The organism is Inhella gelatinilytica, from assembly GCF_016093295.1.
GTDB classification, from domain to species: Bacteria; Pseudomonadota; Gammaproteobacteria; order Burkholderiales; family Burkholderiaceae_C; genus Inhella; species Inhella gelatinilytica.
The window spans coordinates 1-15935 of the sequence record NZ_JAEDAL010000008.1 but is presented as its reverse complement, the minus strand read 5'-3'; the positions used below and the strand labels follow the sequence as shown (position 1 = coordinate 15935).

Sequence of the window (15935 nt, the reverse complement as noted above, 5' to 3'; positions counted from 1 at the left end):
GGCGAGCGCGTGGTTCTGCAGCACGAATTTGAAGAAATGGGCAATGACGCCCTCGCGCATCTGTGCGGGGAACTGGACGCGCACCTGAAAGGGATTGCGTCAGCCTTGGGCGTGCGCTTGACCCGTCGGCAGGCCAAGTTCCGCATCGAAGGGCCCGCTGCTGCCGCACGCAGCGCCCTGGATGTCCTGCAGCGGCTGCAGGCCTTGGCGCATCGCCCCATTGCGCCGGAAACGCTGCAACTGCTGTTGGTTCAGGCGGGCGCCCAGCCCGCGGCCGCCCCGACGGCGCCGACGCTGACTTTGCACACGCGCCGGCATGACTTGGCCGCCCGCACGCCGAACCAGCAGGCGTACCTGAATCGCATCTTGTCCAACGACTTGAGCCTGGGTGTGGGGCCTGCCGGCACCGGCAAGACCTATTTGGCCGTGGCCTGCGCTGTGGACGCGCTGGAACGTCATCAGGTTCAGCGCATTGTGTTGACCCGCCCGGCAGTCGAAGCGGGGGAGCGCCTGGGTTTTTTGCCGGGCGACTTGGCGCAAAAAGTGGACCCGTATCTGCGCCCACTCTTTGACGCGCTCTATGACCTGATGGGCTTTGAAAAGGTCAATCGGGCTCAGGAGAAGGGGCTGTTGGAAGTGGCACCGCTGGCCTTTATGCGCGGGCGGACCTTGAACCACGCGTTCGTGATCTTGGATGAAGCCCAAAACACCACACCCGAGCAGATGAAGATGTTTCTGACCCGTATCGGGTTTGGTAGCCGTGCGGTGGTGACGGGCGATACCAGCCAGGTGGACCTTCCGCGGGGCGTGACCAGTGGCTTGATTGATGCGTTGCAGGTCTTGGATGGGGTTGAGGGCATCGGCTTGACCCGCTTCACTCGGGCTGACGTGGTGCGGCACCCCTTGGTGGGCCGCATCGTGGAGGCCTATGACCGCCGCGCGGCCACGACCGGAGGCCGGCCATGACGGCCCGGTTCCAACTCCCAGAACTTCGGTTGTCGCTGCAGTTCGCCGACACCCGGCATCGGGACCAACTGCCGCGACACAAGGTCCAGCGCTGGATTCGTCATGCGCTGGACGGTGACGGTGAACTCACCGTGCGGGTGGTCGGGGCGGAAGAAGGGCAGCAACTGAACCGCAGCTATCGCGGCAAGGATTACGCCACCAATGTGCTGACCTTCGACTACGACACCGAGCCGGTGGTCCTTGCGGACCTGGTGCTGTGCGCAGACGTGGTGGAGCGCGAAGCCCTGGAGCAGGGCAAATCGCTAGAAGCGCACTATGCCCACTTGCTGGTTCACGGCACGCTGCACGCCCAGGGGTGGGATCACGAGGACGACGCCGAGGCGCAGGCCATGGAAGCCCGCGAATCGGCCATTTTGAAACGGTTGGGTTTCGCCGACCCTTACGAGCGCGACCCCAAATAACGCTTGCGCCGGAACCACACCCCCAAGCCGATACCCAGCAGGCCCATCAGCCCCAAAGCCACCCACGCGCCGTGCTGGTTGTGGATGAGGGGAAGGGCATCGAAGTTCATGCCAAAAATGCCCGTGATGAGGTTCAAGGGCAGGAAGACTGCCGTGAGGGCGGTGAGCACTTTCATGATCCCGTTGGTCCGGTGGCCCAAGGCGGCGTAGTGCATTTGCACCGCCGATTCGGTGCTCGCCATGAGGCGCCGAATGTGGGACAGCACCCGCTCGATGTGTTCCAGCACGTCTCGCGCCCGGACCCGGTGGGTCTCGGCTTCCAGATTGGGTTCGGTGCCCGACTGCAGTTCCAACTGCGCATCCAGCCACTCCTGCACCGCCGCCTGCTGATCCTCACAGAGCTCTTCCAGGCGGACCAGGGCGTCTCGGGCGGTTAGCAGTTGCGGCCAATCTTGGAACGGCCGGTGGGTGTCCAGCAATGCCTGCTGCAAGTCACCGATGCGTCGCGTCAGTTGGCGCCGCAACTCCAAGTAGCTGTCCACCATGTGATTGAGCATGCGCAGCATCAGTTCATCGGGACTCAAGGGCAAGCGCACACCCGCGCGGCTTTCCCCCACTTGGACCAGCAGGGGCAAGCGCTCCAAAAAGTAGCTCAAGACCGGGCAGTTCTGGGGGTGGACGCTCAGGAGCAAGCGGTCATAGACCGCAAACCCAACGGCACGGGTGTCGATGGCTTCGGCCCAATCCCAGGTGCCGTCCGGCGTGCGCGCGGCAGCCAATCGCCGCAGCACCATCAAGTCGTAGACGCGCGTCGCCTCAAAGTGAGAGGGCAGTTGCTCGTTGAGCAGGTCTGAAACGTGCAAGTCCATCAACGGGCCGTGCAACTCGTGCATCAGCCGCGTTTGGAGTGCGGGGAACTGGGCCTGCAGGGTTTCACGGGTGGTGGCGATCCAGATGAATCCGTCCGACGGCCAAGCATCAGGCCAATCGGCCAACTCGTGCAGGCCGTCGCGGCGGACGTGCAGGATGACCGGGCCCTCCATATCAAGCCCTTAGCAGTCGGGCAGCGTCGGGGGCAAAGTAGCTCAGGATGGCATCGGCCCCGGCGCGCTTGAAACCGAGCAGCGTTTCCATCATCACGGCGTCGTGGTCAATCCAGCCGTTCGCGGCTGCCGCTTTGATCATGGCGTACTCGCCGCTGACTTGGTACGCAAAAGTGGGAACCCCGTAAGTCTCCTTAACGCGGTACACGATGTCCAAATAAGGCAGGCCGGGCTTGACCATCACCATGTCAGCCCCTTCGGCAATGTCCAGACCCACCTCGCGCAGCGCTTCGTTGCTGTTTCCGGGGTCCATTTGGTAGGTTTTTTTGTCGGCCTTGCCGAGGTTGGCTGCGGAGCCCACCGCGTCTCGGAACGGGCCGTAGTAGCTGCTGGCGTATTTGGCGCTGTAGGCCAAGATCCGGGTGTAGGGCTGCTGCACGGCTTCCAAGGCTTGGCGAATGGCGCCGATGCGGCCATCCATCATGTCGCTGGGCGCGACGATGTCCGCGCCGCACTGGGCCTGCAAGACCGCCTGTTGCGCGAGTAGCGCCACGGTTTCGTCATTGAGGATGCGTCCTTGCGCGTCAATCACCCCGTCTTGGCCGTGGCTGGTGTAGGGGTCCAGCGCCACATCGGTAATCAAGGCCAGTTCGGGCAGGCGCTCTTTGAGCGCTCGCACGCAGGTGGGAACCAAGCCTTCGGGATTGAGTGCTTCGCGCCCCTGTGGATCTTTGAGGGCGGGGTCAATCACCGGAAATAGCGCCAGGGCACGAATGCCCAAGTGCGCTGCCGCTTCAGCCGCCGGTAGCAGCTGGTCGATGGAGTAGCGCACCACGCCGGGCATGGAGGGCACGGGCGTTTCGAGCCCCTGGCCGGCTTGGAAGAACACCGGCCAAATCAAATCGCTGGGGTGCAGGCGGTGCTCCCGCACCAACTCGCGGGTGGCAGCATCGCGGCGCAGGCGTCGCGGGCGGGCGGCGGGAAAGGGGGCAAAAAGCGGGTTCATGAGCGGTCGGATTGAGTTAGCGCAAAGACGGCGAGCGTGCAGGACGGGTGAGAAAAGGCCCAGGAATTCGGTGACTTTTGACACCGAATCTTGCCAATCGCGATCCGCTGCCATTAGACTTGTCCCCGAATGGTAGCCGCGAGGTGGCCGTTCCCTGCTTTTCCTCCCTGAGCAGGAGCCTTGTGTGATGACAGCATCAAGGCTTTCAACCCCGGCCGGTGGCCGGGGTTTTTTTTGCCCTTGGAACTTGCCTACAGCGCAAAGCTGTAGCACGCCGCTGGCGCGGCTGGGTGTCGGCTGCGCAGCCGCGTCGCGCCGTGGTTCCAGCACTGAGGCGCTTATCGCTCGTGTCTGCCGCGAGCGCCTTCGCATAATGCGGCCATGCTCTGGATCAAAGCCTTTCACATCGTCTTCGTGGCCGCGTGGTTTGCCGCGTTGTTTTATTTGCCGCGCATCTTGGTCAACTTGGCCATGGTGCCGCCCACCAGCCATGCGGAGCGCGAACGCTTGCTGTTGATGGGGCGCAAGCTGTACCGCTTTGGCCACTTGTTGATGGGGGTGGCGTTGTTGCTTGGCGGGCTGATGCTGGCCATGGCCTGGGACGCCTATGTGGCCGGCGGGCTCTGGATGTGGATCAAATTGGCGCTGGTGGTGGGGGCAATCGTCTATTACGTGCGCTGTGGCCGCATGCTCGCCGAGTTTGAGCGGTTGCAAAACCGGCGCTCGCACCGCTGGTATCGCGTCTTCAACGAGGTGTCGGTCTTGCTGTTCATGGCCATCGTGATCTTGGTGGTCGTGCGGCCCATTTGAGCGGACGCCAACCAGCGATGCGTGGCTCGCGATCGACCGCATTCAAGCCGAACCGCCCCCTCGCTTCGCCGGTGAGGATCAGCAGCTTGGCTTGGCTGGCCCTGGTGTATGCGGCCAGCGTGGCTTATGCCAGTTTGTACCCCTTTAGCCCGTGGGAACGCCCGGGTGGCATGCCCTGGGGGGATTTGCTTCGCTTGCCGTGGCCGCGCTATTGGTCGGTTTTTGATGTTTGGGCCAACGCGCTTGGGTACCTGCCCCTCGGCTTTTTGATCGCGGCGGCGGCGTGGCGTCACCAGCGATCGCTGGGGTGGTGCGCCCTCTTTGGGGGGCTACTGCCCGCGGGGCTCGCTTTCACGCTAGAGGCGGCGCAGTATGGCCTGCCGGCTCGGGTGCCCTCGTTGGCCGACTGGGCGCTGAACTCGGGGGGCGCCAGTGTGGGCGCGGGCCTGGCCGTCCTGTGCGCCCGAGTGGGCTGGTTGGGGCGCTGGGTTCACTGGCGGGAGGTGTTTTTCCAACCCGGCAGTGCTTGGGGGCTGACGCTGTTGGCCCTGTGGCCGTTGGGCCTGTTGTTTCCGCCCCCTTTGCCTTTGGCGCAGGGCCAGTGGCTGCCGGGTGCGGTGCAGCAGCTTCGGGAATGGGGGGGAGACGCGGGGTGGGTGGCGATGTTGCCCGAGTTGACGGGCCAACAGCCAGGCACGGGACTGGCCAGTCTGCTCACCGCGCTGGGTCTGCTGGGGCCGTGTTTGGTCATGCTGGCCTGCGCCAAACCGGGCGGGCACCGCCTGTTCCTCGTGCTGGCGCTGTTGGGTCTGGGGGTGGGCATGAGCGGGGTGTCAGCTGCGCTGAATTTCGGACCCGCCCACACCTGGAGTTGGCAGACCCCAGGGACGGGCTGGGCCCTGGCTTGGGCCACGCTGGGGGCATCCTTGGCGGCGGCTGCGCCGGCGCGGGTTGCAGCGGTGCTGGTGGTGCCCACGTTGACAGCATTGTTGGTGCTCATCAACGGAGTGGCTCAGGACGCCTATTGGCTGCGCAGCTTGGCGCAGTGGCAGGCCGGTCCGCGCGTCCACTTGATCGGGCTCTTCCAATGGATTGGGTGGCTGTGGCCGGTGGCGGCGCTGATGTGGGCACTGGGTCGGCTGCTCCCGGAGGATCAGGGCAATCCCTAAAATGACGGGATGAGCTACTACCAACGCCATCTCTTCTTTTGCCTCAATGAGCGCGCCGAGGGCGAGGCGTGCTGCACCCGGCATGGGGCTCAAGAGGCTTTTGATCATTGCAAAGCCCGGGTGAAGGCGGAAGGCTTGGCCGGCGTGGGCGCGGTGCGAGTCAACAAAGCCGGATGCCTGGATCGCTGCGCTGGGGCCCCGGTGTTGGTGGTCTACCCGGAGGCCACGTGGTACACGTATGTGGACGCCAGCGACATAGACGAAATCATTGACCGGCACCTGAAGCAAGGTGAGGTGGTGGAGCGTCTGCGGCTGCCGGATTCGGTCGGGCGATGAGGTCGGCCACCACGCGCCAACTCATCTCCGGCCCCGCCGGGCAGCTGGAGTTGGCGTTTGATGATCCGGAGGGCGCACCGCAGGGTGTGGCGCTGCTGCTCCACCCGTTGCCCACTCATGGCGGCACCATGGACAACAAGGTGGTGCAGTCCCTGGCTCGGGCCGCCTTGGCCCTGGGATTGCGAGCCGTTCGGCTCAATTTTCGCGGGGTCGGCGCGTCGGATGGGCAGTTCGACCATGGGGTTGGGGAAGTGGATGACGCTTGGGCGGCCGCCCAAGCCGTGCTGCCGCCCGATGCGCCTTTTTACCTGGGCGGCTTTTCTTTCGGGGCCTATGTGGCCACCCGCTTGGCCGAGCGCTTGCAGACGGCAGGGCAACCCGTGCATCGGTTGGCGTTGATCGGCTTGGCCGCGAGTCGCTTCCCTGCGGAGCAGGTGCCGGCGCATAGCTTTGTGCTGCACGGCGAGCTGGACGATGTGGTGCCGCTGTCCGCGGTGCTGGATTGGGCCCGGCCACAGGCCTTGCCCGTGACCGTGTTGCCAGGGGCTGGGCACTTTTTTCATGGGCAGCAAGTGCTGCTTAAAGACTTGGTGATGCGCGCGTGGTCGCGCTGAGTTTGGAATCGGAATGATGAGTTTTTGTGTCGTGAGGGGGCTGGTTGTTGCCGTGGCAATTGGGGCCGCGAGTCTGCCGGTGTGGGCGCAGGTTCCGCAGGCCCCGGAGGTGGCTGCCAAGCAGTACATGTTGGTGGATGTCAACAGCCAGCAGACGCTGGCGGAGCGGGATGCCGACGTGCAAGCGGAGCCCGCCTCGCTGACCAAGCTCATGACGGCCTATCTGGTGTTCAATGCGCTGAAAGAAAAGCGATTGACGTTGGACCAGGAGTTGGCTGTCTCCAAGCGTGCCTGGGACGAGCGCAAGGGCGGCGCTTCGGTCATGTTCATCGACACCACCATGCGCCCCAAGGTCCATGAGTTGCTGAACGGCATGATCGTGCAGTCCGGCAACGACGCCTCGGTGGCGTTGGCTGAAGGGGTGGGCGGGACGGTCGAGCAGTTCGTCGCCATGATGAACCGGCAAGCCCAGGCCTGGGGCTTGAAGAACACGCAGTTCAAGAACGTCACGGGGATGAGTGAGCCTGGGCACTACGCCAGCGCGCGCGATTTGGCTGTGATTGCGCAGCGTTTGGTCCTCGACCATCCTCAGTCCTACGGGTACTACAAGGTCCGTGACTACACCTACAACAAGATCAAGCAAGACAACCGAAACCTGCTCCTCACCCGAGATCCGAGCGTGGATGGGATGAAAACGGGCTACACCGAGGGGGCCGGCTACTGCTTGATTGCAAGCGCTGAGCGGGAGTTCCCCAATGGCAAGCGGCGCTTGATCAGTGTGGTGCTGGGAACGGCGTCGAAAGAGGCGCGAGCTCAAGAAAGCCAGAAGCTTCTGAACTGGGGCTACAGCGCTTGGGATGGTGTACGGCTTTATGAACCGGGCAAGGTTTTGGCGGAGCCCGAAGTGTGGAAGGGTCAGCGCCAGAAGGTGAAGCTGGGGGCCGCTCACCCGGTCTATGTGACCGTGCCCCGCGGTGAGGGCGCCAAGGTTCAAACCGAGATCAAACGGACGGACCCCTTGGTGGCGCCCTTGCAAAAGGGGCAGGCGGTCGGCAAGTTGTCCATCAAGAGTGCCGGTGGCGCTCCGTTGGCGGAAGTGCCCCTGGTGGTCCAGGAGGCCGTGCCCGAGGCGGGTGTGTTGGGCCGGGTCTGGGATGCCCTTCGTTTGTGGATACGGTAAGCACCATGAAACCTGATGAGAGCCTGATCGAGTACCCCTCGCGCTTCCCCATCAAGGTGATGGGCGCGCAGGTGGAGGGGTTTATCGAAGCAGTCGCGCACGTGGCGCGCCAGTTTGACCCCGAATTTGATGCGAGCACCATTGAGCAGCGCCCCTCCAGCGGCGGCAAGTACCTGGGGCTGACCATCACCGTCACGGCCACCAGCCGTGAGCAGTTGGACGAGCTTTACCGCACGCTGACCACGCATCCTTTGGTCAAGGTGGTGCTCTAAGTGCGGGTGTGTGCGCTCGGTTCAGTGCCGTGGGAGCCGACTGCAGCCGCCATGCAGGCCTTCACGGCGCAGCGCGGGCCCCAGACCCCCGACGAGCTGTGGGTCTGTGAGCACCCCTCTGTGTTCACCCTGGGTCTGGCCGCCAAGCCCGAGCATCTCTTGATGCCAGGGGACATTCCGGTGGTGCAGAGCAACCGAGGCGGGCAGGTGACGTATCACGGCCCGGGACAAGTGGTGGCCTACCCGCTGGTGGATTTGTCACGGCTGGGCATCTATGTCCGCGAGTTCGTGTTCCGGTTGGAGGCCGCCGTGATCCAGACCTTGGACCACTTCGGGCTCACGGGGTTTCGGGTGGGGGGCGCCCCGGGTATCTATGTGCGGGTCGACGCCCCCCGTGCCCATGCAGCGCCGACCGGCCCTGCGCGCGATCCCTTCGAGGGATTGGCCAAGGTGGCGGCTTTGGGAATCAAGGTCAGCCGGCAGTGCACCTATCACGGCTTGGCGCTCAACGTGGCCATGGACCTTGAGCCTTTCCAACGCATCAACCCTTGTGGTTATCCCGGATTGCGAACAGTGGATCTCGCTACACTCGGCGGCCCCCGTGATCCCGAACTTGTGGCTTCGGTGCTGAGTGAGCGCCTGGCCGCCCAGCTTCAGCCATGACAACCGACTCCAACACGCCCTACGACCCCACCGCCAAGCAAAAGGGTGACGCCAAGACGCGGCGTATTCCGATCAAAGTGGCGCCGGCCGAAGTGCTGAAGAAGCCGGATTGGATTCGAGTGCGAGCCGGTTCGCCCAACACGCGGTTCTACGAGATCAAGCAGATTCTGCGGGAGCACAAGCTCAACACGGTCTGCGAAGAGGCCTCCTGTCCCAACATTGGCGAGTGTTTTGGGCATGGCACCGCCACCTTCATGATCATGGGGGACAAGTGCACGCGTCGCTGCCCCTTCTGTGACGTCGGGCATGGCCGGCCAGATCCCCTGGATGTCAATGAACCGGCCAACTTGGCCAAGACCATTGGCGCGCTCAAGCTGAAATACGTTGTCATCACCAGCGTGGATCGGGACGATTTGCTGGATGGTGGGGCCCAGCACTACGTTGATTGCATTCGGGCCACGCGCGAGGCGTCGCCGCAAACGCGCATTGAAGTGCTGGTGCCGGACTTCCGTGGTCGAATGGACCGCGCCTTGGCCATCCTCAAAGGCGCGCCGCCCGATGTGATGAATCACAACCTGGAAACGGTGCCACGTCTGTACAAAGAAGCGCGACCGGGATCGGATTACGCGTTCTCGTTGAACCTGCTCAAGCAGTTCAAGGCAGAGGTGCCGGGCGTGCCCACCAAGAGTGGACTCATGGTGGGCCTGGGCGAGACCGACGAGGAAATCCTGCAGGTGATGCGCGACTTGCGGGACCATGGGGTCGAGATGCTGACGATTGGCCAGTACCTCGCGCCCAGCAGTCATCACTTGCCTGTGCGCCGCTATGTGCACCCCGACACGTTCAAGATGTTCGAGCGGGAAGCTGCGGCCATGGGGTTTAGTCATGCCGCGGTGGGCGCCATGGTGCGCTCCAGTTACCACGCGGATCAGCAGGCCGCCAGCGCCGGCGCCATTTAAAGCGGCATCCCGCGTCGCGCGCGGTGCCGCGTCGGCGGTGTCGCGCCTTAGGCCGCGATTAACGTTTCGATGAGTTGGTGCATCGCCTTGAAATCGGGCTCCCCCAAGTAGCGCTTGACGATGCGCCCCTGCTTGTCGATGACAAACGTGGTGGGGGTCATGCGCACCGCGGGGTCGAAGGCGTTGGCGATGGCGCCGCTGTTGTCGATGGCCACGCCAAACGGCAGCTTGCGCGTCTGGGCGAACGCCGCAACGTAGTCGGGGGGGTCGTAGGCCATGGCGACGGCCAAGGTGTCGAAACGAGGCCCCTTGAATTTTTCGTGAGTGGCCATCAGGGCGGGCATTTCCTTGACGCAGGTGGTGCAACTGGTGGCCCAGAAATTCACCACCATCACTTTGCCGTTCCATTGCTGGCTGCTACGCGCCTGACCGTCCAGTAGCGTGTACTGCACCACGGGGGCCAAGGGCGGAGCGTTCCACTGCCAAGCCACTGCGCCCATTGCAGCGGCACCCATGCCGACCAGCAGGGGCCAAACGATGCGTCGATTCCAAGCCATGCCGCCATTGTCGACGCTGTGCAGGCCCACTACACGCGAAAGGTCAATTCGGGTGCGGCTGGTGCCGGGGCACCGCCAAAGGCGCGTTTGAGCAGGGCTGGAAGGTGCAAGCGCAGGTGGACTTCCGGGCACGGACTGACACCCCGCATGGGCATCTGCGTGGCCCGGCCGGCGGGCACGACTTCGATCAGCGGGAACTGTGGAACGTCCGCACGAATCTCGGCGCACAACCCGGCCATGTCCGGGCTGCGCAATGCGCCATCAACCACGATGAGCTTGGGCAGGCGGTGCCGGCACAAGGCCCTCGCGGCGTCAACGGACTCGGCTCGATCCAAATCCCAGCCCAGAGGGTCCATGACCGCCCCCAGCGCGCTCAGCAACTCGGGCCGCTGGGTGATCACCAGCGCCGGAGCGCCGCCAAACGGCTGGGTGTTGTGCCCTTCATCCACGACCTCGGGTGGCAGCGAAACGGTCGCTCCCAAGGCACTCATGCGAGCAGCGGGGAATCGGAGCACCGCGACCCACACCGGCCCCTCGTCTTCCCGATCCACCTCCACCCCCAGCAGCGCGCCTGCCTCTTGAACGAAGAGCCACGCGAGACTCAGAGGCGAGGGGTCTGGCATCGAGGTTCCGGTCTGGATCTGATCCAAGGGCCGGACCGCAAAACGGCAGGTCAGTTGTGCCCGCACGGGCCAGGGGCTCAACGCCATGCGCAGGTCCACCGAACTGCAGGTGTGGGCCAGAGCCCAGTCCAGCAGGTGACTGAGCAAATGATCCAGCAAGACTGGGTCAGTATCGATGTCGGCCGACAGCCACTCCGTACGCAACTGCAGGCCCCGCGCCTCCGCTTCCCGCCGCCGCTGGGCGCACAGCGCTTGCAGCGTGTCGTGCAGCGGCACGCTCATTTGGCCGGGGCGAACCCGTCCCGAGCTGAGTCGGCCCAGTTGTTGGGCCAGCAAGGCCCCTTCCCGTGCACGCCGCAGGGGCTCATGGAGCCCCGCCAACGCCGCTTTGAGGGCGGGGTCGGCGTGTTGCTGCAAGGTCCTCAGTCGGTCTAGCGCGACCAACAACGGGTGCGCCACCTCGTCGCCCACTTGTTCCAGGGCTTGGCTGAGCGAGACGCTGTCAGGGGCGGAGGGCATCGGGGGCAGGAGTTGGGTCAGCCGAGCGCCCCCGACTCGCGCCAAGCAGTACAGGTGGCGGCGTCAGCGCCCAACCATTCGCGCAGGACTGACTCGCCATGTTCGCCCAAACTGGGCGGGGGCCGCCGGTACTGTATGGGGGTTTCGCCCATTTGAATGGGGTTGCCGATTAGCTTTTGCCCGGGGTTGAGGGGGTGAGCTAGGGAAACCACCATGCCGCGGGCGTGCGTTTGCTCCAGGGCCAAGGCCTCGTTCACCGTGTTGACGGCGGCACAGGGCACCCCTGCCGCCTCCAACCGCTCCAGCCAATGAGCCCGGGGCTGCGACCTGAAATGGGTCTCCAACGCCGCTGTGAGGTCCTGCCGATGAGCGACTCGCTGTGCGTTCGACGCAAAGCGCGGATCGGCTGCCCACTCGGGATGCCCCAGTACCTCGGCAAGGTGTGCAAACTGGCGGTCGTTGCCCACCGCCACGATCAAGTGCCCGTCTTGCGTCGCCAAACTTTGATAGGGCGCGATGCTGGGGTGGGCATTGCCCAAGCGCGTGGGTGTGGTGCCGCCGCAGAGCGCCTGACTGCCCAAGTTGGCCAGCATGGCCAACTGGCTGTCAAAAAGGGACAGGTCAATCCACTGGCCCCGTCCCGTCTGATCTCGGTGACGCAGGGCGGCCAAGATCGCGATGGTGGCATGGAGGCCGGTGTAGAGATCCGTGACCGCGACGCCGACCTTCTGGGGGCCTGCACCGGGTTCGCCGTCTGCAGCGCCGGTCACGCTCATCAAGCCCCCCAAGGCTTGGGCGACAAAATCGTACCCAGGCTTTTCACGCCAGGGGCCGGTCTGCCCGAAGCCCGTGATGGAGCAGATCACCAATCGCGGGTTGAGTTGTAAGAGTTGCTCCGGCGACAGGCCGTAACGCGCCAGATCTCCGACTTTGAAGTTCTCGACCAAGACGTCCGAGACGGCTGCCAGTTCGCGCACCAAGCGAGCCCCCTCCGCCAGGGCGAGGTCGATGGTGATCGATCGCTTGTTCCGGTTGGCGCACAGGTAGTAGGCAGATTCTTGAGAGGGGCGCCCGTCGGCGTCCGGCAGGAAGGGGGGGCCCCATGCGCGGGTGTCGTCACCCCGCCCTGGACGCTCAACTTTGACGACATCCGCCCCCAGATCGCCCAGCATCTGCGTGCACCAAGGGCCCGCGAGAACCCGGCTGAGATCCAGGATTCGAAGGCCGTCCAGGGCTTGCGGTGTGTTCGGTGTCATGGGTGGGGAGCCAATAATGGTGTGATGCATCGATTTGGAATGACCATCCGACAGCGCGCCTGGCGGACGGGTGTCGCGCTGATGGCGGCGGTTGGATGGGTGGCCGCCTGCACCCCGGCGTGGAACTGGCGCCAGATGAGTTTCCCAGCGGCCAACGTACGGGGCAGCTTCCCGTGCAAGCCGGAAATCCGGCAGGAGCGGGGCACCGGCCTGGCGGTATGTGAAGCGCAGGGGTGGACATTCTCACTGGCTTGGCAGGACTTGGAGCGGGGTGACCGGGTGCTACTGGCGCTGGAAGTGAGTGCGTCAGATTTGGCCGGGCGATTGGGGGCCCAGGCCACGCCATTGGGGCCGGAGGCGGGGCTTCAGCCCCCCATCGGGGCGTTGCCGACCGAGCGAGGCGGCGCCTTTCATCTGAAAGCACCCGAGCGACAGGCCGTGTTGCTGACATGGGGGCGGCGCGGGCATGTGTATCAGGCATTGGTTCTGGGGCGGGAAGCGCCCCCACCCACAGCCCTCCAGTTTTTGCGCGAACTGACCCACCTGCCCGACGAGAGCGGTCGGCCGGCGTCTTGATAATCGCGCCATGGTTTACATGCTTGTGGTTGCACATGCCCCCTTGGCCTCCGCCCTTTGTGGCGTTGCCGCACACACCTATCCAGGCTGCGGGGCTCGCCTCAAAGGCTTGGATGTCCATCCCGAATGGGACCTGGAGCGGGCGATTACGGAGGTGAAGGCGTGCCTTCCCTCCGACGGGCCGGTTCTGGTGTTCGTGGATGCCCTGGGTGCGACGCCGGCCAATGCCGCCGGCCAGGCGCTGCAGGGCCGAGAGGGTGCCGCCTTGATCTATGGCGTCAATGTGCCCATGCTGTGGCGCAGCTTGTGCTACGGCCATGAGTCGATCGACGATGTGGTCGCCAAGGCGCTCGAAGGCGCCGTTCGAGGGGTGGGCCAAGCCTGAGGCCCGGTGAGCTGAAGTGCAGCTAATCTTGGGGCATGCAGAAATCCACGGTCAAAATCATCAACAAGCTGGGCCTGCATGCGCGGGCGTCTGCCAAGCTCACCAAGCTCGCCGGCACATTCCGGTGTGAAGTCTTCCTGAGTCGCAATGGCCGGCGGGTCAATGCCAAGAGCATCATGGGGGTCATGATGCTGGCGGCCGGGCTGGGCAGTGAGGTTGAACTGGAAACCGAAGGCGACGATGAAGCGCAAGCCCATGCAGCGCTTGTGGCGCTCATCCAAGATCGTTTCGGCGAAGGCGAGTAGCACGGCATTCAAGGGGCGTTGACATGAGCTTCCAGGTCTTCGGCACCGCTGTAGCGAGAGGCGTGGCCATTGGCCGCGCTGTGCTGGTGGCGTCCAGTCGGCTGGACGTTGCCCACTATTTCATTGCGGATGTCGACGTTGGTGAGCAAAGTGAGCGCCTGCGTACGGCCCGGGAGCGCGTTGCAAGCGAACTGGTTCAGCTGCGCGATGCACTTCCCTCGGACGCGCCCCCGGAACTGGCCGCGCTGCTCGATGTTCACCTCATGCTGGTGCACGATGAGGCGCTTGTTGAGGCGTCGCTGGAGTGGGTTCGCTCTCGTCACTACAACGCCGAGTGGGCGCTGTCGGCCCAACTCGAAGTGCTGGCGCGCCAATTTGACGACATGGAGGACGACTATCTCCGGGAGCGCAAGGCCGATCTCGAACAAGTGGTGGAGCGCATCCTCCGTGTGCTCACCGAGGGTACCGAGGAGTGGCCGAGCGCGCTGCAGTCGGGCGCTCGGGATTTCGCCGGTGAGGATCCGCTGGTTCTTGTCGCAGGCGACATTTCGCCGGCGGACATGCTCCGATTCCGGGATGGCGTCTTTCAGGGCTTTGTGACGGACATCGGCGGCAAGACCTCGCACACCGCGATCGTCGCGCGCAGCATGGACATTCCGGCCGTGGTGGGGACACGGGAAGGCAGTCGACTCATTCAGCAGGACGACTGGGTCGTCATCGACGGTGATGCCGGCGTGGTGGTGGTGAATCCCTCGCCAATCGTTCTGGAGGAATATCGTTTCCGCCAACGCCAAGCTGAATTGGAGCGCGAACGCCTGGCACGCCTACGCTTTACACCCGCCGTAACACTCGACGGCGAGCGCGTGGAAATGCTCGCCAATATCGAGCTGCCGCAAGACGCCGAACCTGCTTTGCAGGTGGGGGCTGAGGGGGTCGGGCTCTTCCGCAGTGAGTTTCTCTTCATGGGCCGCGGGGGGCAATTGCCTTCGGAAGAAGAGCAATACCTTGCCTACCGTCAAGCGGTGCTGGCCATGGGGGGGCGGCCTGTCACCATTCGCACGGTGGACGTGGGAGCGGACAAGCCGTTGGAGCGGGCACTCCCCAACGAGTCCCGACAGGACGCCATCCTGAACCCGGCGATGGGACTGCGGGCGATCCGTTGGAGCCTGAGCGAGCCGGCCATGTTTCGGCAGCAACTCCGCGCCATCTATCGTGCAAGCGCGGAAGGCCCTGTGCGCCTGCTGTTGCCGATGGTGAGCCATGGTCGGGAACTTCGGCAGGTCCGGGATTGCATAGAAAAAGTGTGCGCGCAACTGAAGTCACGCGGGCAGCGAATGGGTTCCGTGGAGTTGGGGGTCATGGTGGAGGTTCCGGCGGCTGCTTTGGTGCTGCGGAGCTTGCTTCCCTGGGTGGACTTCGTGTCCATTGGCACCAATGACCTGATTCAATACACACTGGCGATTGACCGGGCCGATCAATCCGTCTCGCACTTGTTCGATCCCTGGCATCCCGCTGTTCTGGGTCTACTGGCCCGCGTCATCCAAGAGTGTCGCGAACAGAACAAGAGTGTCAGCGTGTGTGGGGAAATGGCGGGCGACCTCGCCTTTACCGAAGTCCTGTTGGGAATGGGACTGCGCAGCTTTTCAATGCATCCGACCCAGATTGCACGGGTCAAGCAGCGCGTTCTTCGCTGTGATTCAGCAAGGGCGGCAGCCCTCGTGCGAGACGTGATCAACGCAGAAGACCCTGCCGCCGCTGCCGCGGCCGTAGGCTGGGGCGGCTGAGTCTTAAATTTCGAACCCCACTTGCGCACTCGATAAATTCAGTGCCATAATGGCGGGCTCCGCTGCTGATTGATGCCTTAGGCGCAAGAGGTGGTTGGGGGGGGTGAGGTCTTTTGAGAGTTTTTGCTGATTGCAAAAAGATTTCGAAAGGTGTTGACAGTCGGATTAAAACGCTGCAATAATCTCGCTTCTGCGCTGTTGATGACGGCGCGACGAACTGAAGAGTTCGAGTTCTTTAACAAGTTGCAGCCAATAAGCGTGGGCATTTGATGCGGGTCGCATCCTGAAGAGATTTAGGATGACTTGCAAAAAATGCTCGCGGAGATAGAAGTGAAGTTCACTTCGATTCCGTTGAGTAAAACAGATCGAACTGTAGAGTTTGATCCTGGCTCAGATTGAACGCTGGCGGCATGCCTTACACATGCAAGTCGAACGGTAACGCGGGGCAACC

At 63.9% G+C, this 15935-nt stretch carries 19 protein-coding genes and 1 rRNA gene; 15 read left to right on the top strand and 5 right to left on the bottom strand.

Annotated features, from left to right (window positions below; all coding sequences use genetic code 11):
• Window positions 1-9: 9 nt before the first annotated feature.
• Both I7X43_RS13750 and ybeY read left to right on the top strand, forming a co-directional pair.
• A complete protein-coding gene (locus I7X43_RS13750) occupies window positions 10-966 on the top strand; it encodes a PhoH family protein (protein WP_198101528.1) in 957 nt (318 codons plus the stop codon).
• The gene (ybeY, locus tag I7X43_RS13745) at window positions 963-1427 is read left to right on the top strand and encodes an rRNA maturation RNase YbeY (protein WP_198101527.1); all 465 of its coding nucleotides are present in this window, start codon (window positions 963-965) and stop codon (window positions 1425-1427) included. The genes I7X43_RS13750 and ybeY overlap by 4 nt, the downstream gene beginning before the upstream one ends.
• On the opposite strand, the gene I7X43_RS13740 is transcribed toward ybeY, so the two are convergent.
• Together I7X43_RS13740 and hemB are read right to left on the bottom strand one after the other, a co-directional pair.
• Window positions 1406-2470 (bottom strand): magnesium transporter CorA family protein, encoded by a 1065-nt coding sequence (locus I7X43_RS13740; RefSeq protein ID WP_198101526.1) that lies wholly within the window; start codon window positions 2468-2470, stop codon window positions 1406-1408. The genes ybeY and I7X43_RS13740 overlap by 22 nt on opposite strands.
• A gap of 1 nt (window position 2471) precedes the next feature.
• The gene (gene hemB / locus I7X43_RS13735) at window positions 2472-3476 is read right to left on the bottom strand and encodes a porphobilinogen synthase (RefSeq protein ID WP_198101525.1); all 1005 of its coding nucleotides are present in this window, start codon (window positions 3474-3476) and stop codon (window positions 2472-2474) included.
• A 381-nt stretch (window positions 3477-3857) separates the two neighbouring features.
• Between hemB and I7X43_RS13730 the strand changes: the two genes are divergently transcribed.
• The 8 genes from I7X43_RS13730 (at window position 3858) to lipA (ending at window position 9479) form a co-directional block, all read left to right on the top strand.
• Window positions 3858-4286: a CopD family protein gene (locus I7X43_RS13730; protein ID WP_198101524.1), complete on the top strand. Its 429-nt coding sequence runs from the start codon at window positions 3858-3860 to the stop codon at window positions 4284-4286.
• Between the two features lie 71 nt (window positions 4287-4357).
• Window positions 4358-5455 (top strand): VanZ family protein, encoded by a 1098-nt coding sequence (locus tag I7X43_RS13725; RefSeq protein WP_198101523.1) that lies wholly within the window; start codon window positions 4358-4360, stop codon window positions 5453-5455.
• Between the two features lie 9 nt (window positions 5456-5464).
• Window positions 5465-5791 (top strand): (2Fe-2S) ferredoxin domain-containing protein, encoded by a 327-nt coding sequence (locus I7X43_RS13720; protein WP_198101522.1) that lies wholly within the window; start codon window positions 5465-5467, stop codon window positions 5789-5791.
• Window positions 5788-6405: an alpha/beta hydrolase gene (locus tag I7X43_RS13715; protein ID WP_198101521.1), complete on the top strand. Its 618-nt coding sequence runs from the start codon at window positions 5788-5790 to the stop codon at window positions 6403-6405. The genes I7X43_RS13720 and I7X43_RS13715 overlap by 4 nt, the downstream gene beginning before the upstream one ends.
• A gap of 13 nt (window positions 6406-6418) precedes the next feature.
• Window positions 6419-7585 carry a D-alanyl-D-alanine carboxypeptidase family protein gene (locus I7X43_RS13710; RefSeq protein ID WP_198101520.1) on the top strand — a complete coding sequence of 389 codons (1167 nt, stop codon included), beginning with the start codon at window positions 6419-6421 and terminating at the stop codon, window positions 7583-7585.
• Window positions 7586-7590: 5 nt separating this feature from the next.
• Complete coding sequence (locus I7X43_RS13705) at window positions 7591-7857, top strand: YbeD family protein (RefSeq protein ID WP_198101519.1); 267 nt, start codon at window positions 7591-7593, stop codon at window positions 7855-7857.
• Window positions 7858-8520: a lipoyl(octanoyl) transferase LipB gene (gene lipB / locus I7X43_RS13700; RefSeq protein WP_198101518.1), complete on the top strand. Its 663-nt coding sequence runs from the start codon at window positions 7858-7860 to the stop codon at window positions 8518-8520.
• On the top strand, window positions 8517-9479 hold the full coding sequence (gene lipA, locus I7X43_RS13695) for a lipoyl synthase (protein WP_198101517.1): 963 nt from the start codon (window positions 8517-8519) through the stop codon (window positions 9477-9479). The genes lipB and lipA overlap by 4 nt, the downstream gene beginning before the upstream one ends.
• Before the next feature lie 47 nt (window positions 9480-9526).
• On the opposite strand, the gene I7X43_RS13690 is transcribed toward lipA, so the two are convergent.
• The 3 genes from I7X43_RS13690 to I7X43_RS13680 are packed head-to-tail and all read right to left on the bottom strand — an operon-like array spanning window position 9527 to window position 12434.
• A complete protein-coding gene (locus I7X43_RS13690; RefSeq protein ID WP_310737574.1) occupies window positions 9527-10036 on the bottom strand; it encodes a TlpA disulfide reductase family protein in 510 nt (169 codons plus the stop codon).
• A gap of 29 nt (window positions 10037-10065) precedes the next feature.
• The gene (locus I7X43_RS13685; RefSeq protein ID WP_198101516.1) at window positions 10066-11178 is read right to left on the bottom strand and encodes a response regulator; all 1113 of its coding nucleotides are present in this window, start codon (window positions 11176-11178) and stop codon (window positions 10066-10068) included.
• A 17-nt stretch (window positions 11179-11195) separates the two neighbouring features.
• A complete protein-coding gene (locus I7X43_RS13680) occupies window positions 11196-12434 on the bottom strand; it encodes a CaiB/BaiF CoA transferase family protein (protein WP_198101515.1) in 1239 nt (412 codons plus the stop codon).
• Window positions 12435-12458: 24 nt separating this feature from the next.
• Here I7X43_RS13680 and I7X43_RS13675 point away from each other — a divergent pair, with 24 nt between their 5' ends.
• The 5 genes from I7X43_RS13675 to I7X43_RS13655 form a co-directional block, all read left to right on the top strand.
• Complete coding sequence (locus I7X43_RS13675) at window positions 12459-13010, top strand: hypothetical protein (RefSeq protein ID WP_198101514.1); 552 nt, start codon at window positions 12459-12461, stop codon at window positions 13008-13010.
• Window positions 13011-13020: 10 nt separating this feature from the next.
• A complete protein-coding gene (locus I7X43_RS13670; RefSeq protein ID WP_198101513.1) occupies window positions 13021-13395 on the top strand; it encodes a PTS sugar transporter subunit IIA in 375 nt (124 codons plus the stop codon).
• A gap of 35 nt (window positions 13396-13430) precedes the next feature.
• A complete protein-coding gene (locus I7X43_RS13665; protein WP_198101512.1) occupies window positions 13431-13700 on the top strand; it encodes an HPr family phosphocarrier protein in 270 nt (89 codons plus the stop codon).
• A 23-nt stretch (window positions 13701-13723) separates the two neighbouring features.
• Window positions 13724-15484 (top strand): phosphoenolpyruvate--protein phosphotransferase, encoded by a 1761-nt coding sequence (gene ptsP / locus I7X43_RS13660; RefSeq protein WP_198101511.1) that lies wholly within the window; start codon window positions 13724-13726, stop codon window positions 15482-15484.
• A 367-nt stretch (window positions 15485-15851) separates the two neighbouring features.
• Window positions 15852-15935: ribosomal RNA gene (locus I7X43_RS13655) — 16S ribosomal RNA — on the top strand; the annotation flags it as partial.

Bases quoted from the DNA above. Each gene is read 5' to 3' on its own strand.
- I7X43_RS13730 (WP_198101524.1), top strand. From the start codon at position 3,858: ATGCTCTGGATCAAAGCCTTTCACATCGTCTTCGTGGCCGCGTGGTTT.
- I7X43_RS13690 (WP_310737574.1), bottom strand. From the start codon at position 10,036: ATGGCTTGGAATCGACGCATCGTTTGGCCCCTGCTGGTCGGCATGGGT.
- I7X43_RS13675 (WP_198101514.1), top strand. From the start codon at position 12,459: ATGCATCGATTTGGAATGACCATCCGACAGCGCGCCTGGCGGACGGGT.
- I7X43_RS13710 (WP_198101520.1), top strand. From the start codon at position 6,419: ATGATGAGTTTTTGTGTCGTGAGGGGGCTGGTTGTTGCCGTGGCAATT.
- I7X43_RS13720 (WP_198101522.1), top strand. From the start codon at position 5,465: ATGAGCTACTACCAACGCCATCTCTTCTTTTGCCTCAATGAGCGCGCC.
- ybeY (WP_198101527.1), top strand. From the start codon at position 963: ATGACGGCCCGGTTCCAACTCCCAGAACTTCGGTTGTCGCTGCAGTTC.
- ptsP (WP_198101511.1), top strand. From the start codon at position 13,724: ATGAGCTTCCAGGTCTTCGGCACCGCTGTAGCGAGAGGCGTGGCCATT.
- I7X43_RS13715 (WP_198101521.1), top strand. From the start codon at position 5,788: ATGAGGTCGGCCACCACGCGCCAACTCATCTCCGGCCCCGCCGGGCAG.
- I7X43_RS13665 (WP_198101512.1), top strand. From the start codon at position 13,431: ATGCAGAAATCCACGGTCAAAATCATCAACAAGCTGGGCCTGCATGCG.
- hemB (WP_198101525.1), bottom strand. From the start codon at position 3,476: ATGAACCCGCTTTTTGCCCCCTTTCCCGCCGCCCGCCCGCGACGCCTG.
- I7X43_RS13670 (WP_198101513.1), top strand. From the start codon at position 13,021: ATGGTTTACATGCTTGTGGTTGCACATGCCCCCTTGGCCTCCGCCCTT.
- I7X43_RS13685 (WP_198101516.1), bottom strand. From the start codon at position 11,178: ATGCCCTCCGCCCCTGACAGCGTCTCGCTCAGCCAAGCCCTGGAACAA.
- I7X43_RS13740 (WP_198101526.1), bottom strand. From the start codon at position 2,470: ATGGAGGGCCCGGTCATCCTGCACGTCCGCCGCGACGGCCTGCACGAG.
- I7X43_RS13705 (WP_198101519.1), top strand. From the start codon at position 7,591: ATGAAACCTGATGAGAGCCTGATCGAGTACCCCTCGCGCTTCCCCATC.
- I7X43_RS13680 (WP_198101515.1), bottom strand. From the start codon at position 12,434: ATGACACCGAACACACCGCAAGCCCTGGACGGCCTTCGAATCCTGGAT.
- lipA (WP_198101517.1), top strand. From the start codon at position 8,517: ATGACAACCGACTCCAACACGCCCTACGACCCCACCGCCAAGCAAAAG.